The organism is Phaeobacter sp. HF9A (assembly GCF_011806385.1).
In the GTDB taxonomy this organism is placed as follows: domain Bacteria; phylum Pseudomonadota; class Alphaproteobacteria; order Rhodobacterales; family Rhodobacteraceae; genus Epibacterium.
Map to the genome: position 1 here is coordinate 1 of NZ_JAATOX010000208.1, position 3,727 is coordinate 3,727.

4 protein-coding genes are annotated in these 3,727 nt (G+C 63.3%); 3 read left to right on the forward strand and 1 reads right to left on the reverse strand.

Annotated features, from left to right (window positions below; genetic code table 11):
- Window positions 1-53: 53 nt before the first annotated feature.
- Together HCZ87_RS20205 and HCZ87_RS20210 are read left to right on the forward strand one after the other, a co-directional pair.
- Window positions 54-944 carry a DUF2927 domain-containing protein gene (locus tag HCZ87_RS20205; protein ID WP_167646853.1) on the forward strand — a complete coding sequence of 297 codons (891 nt, stop codon included), beginning with the start codon at window positions 54-56 and terminating at the stop codon, window positions 942-944.
- A 60-nt stretch (window positions 945-1,004) separates the two neighbouring features.
- Window positions 1,005-2,195, forward strand: coding sequence for an SPFH domain-containing protein (locus tag HCZ87_RS20210; protein ID WP_167646847.1), 1,191 nt, complete (start codon window positions 1,005-1,007; stop codon window positions 2,193-2,195).
- A gap of 51 nt (window positions 2,196-2,246) precedes the next feature.
- Here HCZ87_RS20210 and HCZ87_RS20215 read toward each other — a convergent pair whose 3' ends face one another.
- Window positions 2,247-2,621, reverse strand: a complete 375-nt coding sequence (locus HCZ87_RS20215) for a CZB domain-containing protein (protein ID WP_167646849.1) — start codon at window positions 2,619-2,621, stop codon at window positions 2,247-2,249.
- A gap of 168 nt (window positions 2,622-2,789) precedes the next feature.
- Here HCZ87_RS20215 and HCZ87_RS20220 point away from each other — a divergent pair.
- Window positions 2,790-3,727 (forward strand): TFIIB-type zinc finger domain-containing protein (locus HCZ87_RS20220; RefSeq protein ID WP_167646851.1); only part of this gene is annotated, 938 nt, incomplete at its 3' end.

A 3,727-nucleotide genomic window follows, 5' to 3' on the forward strand; every position in this document is an offset into this window, starting at 1 on the left:
AGCATAGGCGCCGGAGAGTGGCGCGCCCGCTGGGCGTGCTCATGTCGCTTGGCATGAGTGCCGTGCTGAGTGGTTGCCTCGCCCTGGCGCCGGGCCCCAAGAGCACCCCCCGCCCGACGCCGCGCCCGGTGAAGCCGGTCTATTCCCCCTCGGTGGCCTCGCTGGAGCTGGCGAAATACTACGCCGATCTGGAACAGGACCTGCTGACCCGGGGCCTCCTGCGCACGGATGGGGGCGGGCCGGAAACGCCCTATGACGCCGAAGACCTGGCAGAGCGTTTTGAAACCCTGGCGTTTTACGACGAATATGCGGCGGCCTCGGATGGCGGCGCTGGCGGGCTTGGCCGCTGGGAAGTGCCGGTGATCCTGGAGCCGGTCTTTGGCCCTTCGGTCAGCGCGGCGCAGGCCGCGCGTGATCGGGACATGCTGACCGCCTATGCCGCCCGCCTGGCGCGAGTCACCGGCCATCCGGTCTCGGTCGGCAGCAAGGGCAATTTCACGGTGATCTTTGCCGGTCTGGATGACGCGGATTTCACCGAAGCCCGGGTGCGCAAGCTGCTGCCCAACCTCTCGGCCAGCGATCTGGCGCTGTTTACCGCGCCGCCGCGCAAATTCTACTGTCTGGTCACCGCCGGCGGGCCGCGTCAGGATCCGCTGAATTACAGCCGGGGCGTCGCCTTGATCCGCGCCGAGCAGCCCGGGCTGATGCGGGAAAGCTGCATCCACGAAGAGGTCGCTCAGGGGCTCGGCCTGCGCAACGACAGCCCCAAGGCGCGGCCCTCTATCTTTAACGACGACGATGAATTCGCGCGGCTGACCAGCCATGACGAGAAACTCTTGCAGATGCTTTATGACCGTCGCCTGCGCGTCGGCATGAGCGCCGCCGAGGCCCGCCCTGTGGTGACCCGCATCGCCCAGGAGGTCATGGGGGAGCTGACACATTGAGCGTCTGGCATTCGCGCGCGCTGCGCGCTACATTTTTGCAAACAACCCTGGGAGGCCACTTTGGGCATTTTTGATTTTCTCAAGGGAGAATTCATCGACGTCATCCACTGGACGGATGATACCCGCGACACCATGGTCATGCGCTTTGAGCGCGAAGGCCATGCGATCAAATACGGCGCCAAGCTGACGGTGCGCGAGGGCCAGGCTGCGGTCTTTGTGCATGAGGGTCAGCTGGCGGATGTCTTTACGCCCGGGCTTTATATGCTTGAAACCAATAACATGCCGGTGCTGACGACCTTGCAGCATTGGGATCATGGGTTTCAGTCGCCCTTCAAATCAGAGATCTATTTTGTCGCCACCACGCGGTTCAATGACCTGAAATGGGGCACCAAGAACCCGATCATGTGCCGCGACCCGGAATTCGGCCCGGTGCGCCTGCGCGCCTTTGGCAGCTATTCGGTGCGGGTGGTGGATCCGGCGCGCTTCCTGACCGAGATCGTCGGCACCGATGGTGAATTCACCATGGACGAGATCTCCTATCAGATCCGCAATATCATCGTGCAGGAATTTTCCCGCGCGATCGCCGGGTCGGGCATTCCGGTGCTGGATATGGCGGCCAATACCGCCGATCTGGGCAAGCTGGTGGCGGCGGAGATCAGCCCGGTGGTGGCGGAATACGGCCTCTCGATCCCGGAGCTTTATATCGAGAACATCTCGCTGCCGCCCGCGGTCGAGCAAACCATGGACAAGCGCACCCAGATGGGCATCATCGGCGATCTGGGCCGCTATACGCAGTTCAAGGCCGCCGAAGCGATGGAGGCCGCCGCAAAGACCCCCAACAGCGGCATGGGCGCAGGGCTCGGCATGGGAATGGGCATGGCGATGGCCCAGCAGATGGGCAACGCTCTGCAAAGCAGTGCAACACCGGCGGCAGCGGGTCAGACCACGGGTCCCTGGGGCGCGCGGCCCGCACCCGCTGCGTCGCAACCCTCGCCCCAGGCCGCACCGATGGCGCCACCGCCTCCGCCACTGGAGCACGTCTGGCATATCGCAGAAAACGGCCAGACCTCTGGCCCCTATTCCAAGGCGCGCATGGGACGCATGGCGCAAGACGGGACATTGACCCGTGACACCCATGTCTGGACCCCCGGTCAGGACGGCTGGATGCGGGCCGGGGAGGTCACCGAGCTGGCGCAGCTCTTCACGGTGCTGCCGCCGCCTCCTCCGCCCCCGCCGCCAGCGGGCGCGTGACCGCGCCACGGTCTGACGCTTTGGCGTCAGACCACACAGACCAGCAAGATCTTACAAGCTCATGCGCCAGGACATCATGTGGCTGGTCAGCGCCTTGGTCTTCACCTCAAACGGCGTGCCGGGCTGCAAATCCTGTTTGGCGCCGTCCCGGTCGCCGCGCTCGATCTTTTGGGCGATCGCGCCGGCAACCTTGTGGAACTCAGCGTGGAGCTGTTTGGTGCGCTCATAGTTCGCATCGCCCGCCATGCCGGATTTCGTGCCCGGCGCATGCAGCCATTGGCCGAACTTGCACTTGTCATCCCGGCAAATATCCTGGGAGGGCACGTCGAGCTTGCCGCCGTTGGAGGCGGTTTTCAGGCGCAGTTTCCATGTGCCATGCGCCTTGATGGCCTCGGAAATCTCTTCCCGGATTGTCACTGAAGACATTGGTCATTCTCCTTATCGCTATCCATCCGTTCCTAGCTGCTGGTGTTAAACAATGGCTAAACCCGGGATCTGATTTCCCCTTGAAAGATTCATTTCCGACGGGAATCATGTTTAAAAATCAATCCAATACACGCCGACCGCGAAACCGTTTCAGATTGAGAGAACGCCGTGCATTCTGCCCCACCGCCCCCGCCCTCCGATACCGACAGCAGCGATCCGGTCGCATCCGCCTCTGAAACCCATCGTTTTCCCTGCGAACAATGCGGCGCCGATTATCGCTTTGCCCCGGCTCAGGGCGCATTGATCTGCGATCACTGTGGCCATGAAAAACCACTGACCGAGAGCCCCTGGGGCGGCACCGCCCTGAGGGAGCTCGATTTCCTCGCCGCCCTGCGCCAGCAGCTGCCCGAGGCGGAGATGGAGGTCACCCGCACATCCTCCTGCCCCAATTGCGCCGCGCAGGTGGAATTTGACCCTTCGGTGCATGCGCTGGAATGCCCCTTTTGCGCCACCCCCGTGGTGGTCGACACCGGCGACAGCCGGCATATCAAACCCAAGGGCGTGCTGCCGTTCCAATTCGACGAACGTGCGGCGCACAAGGCGATGGAGAACTGGCTGGGCCGGCTGTGGTTTGCGCCCAATGGGCTCAAGGACTATGCCCGCAAGGGGCGCAAGATGAATGGCGTCTACGTGCCCTACTGGACCTATGACGCCCAGACCAAGAGCAACTACACCGGCCAGCGCGGCACCGAATATACCGTCAGCCGCACCGTCATGGTCGATGGCAAACCGCAAACCCGGACCGAGATCAGGGTGCGCTGGTCCAATGTGCGTGGCCGCGTGCAGCGGTTCTTTGACGATGTTCTGGTGCTGGCCTCCAAGAGCCTGCCGCGTCGATATACCGAGGGGCTGGAGCCCTGGGATCTATCGCAGCTCGCCCCCTATCAGCCCAAATACCTCGCCGGGTTCCGCGCCGAATCCTACACCATCGACCTAGAGGCCGGTTTTGCCGATGGGCGTGCCAAGATGGATCGGGTGATCGAACGCGACATCCGCTTTGACATCGGCGGTGACCGGCAGCGCATCAACAACGTGGGCACCGAGGG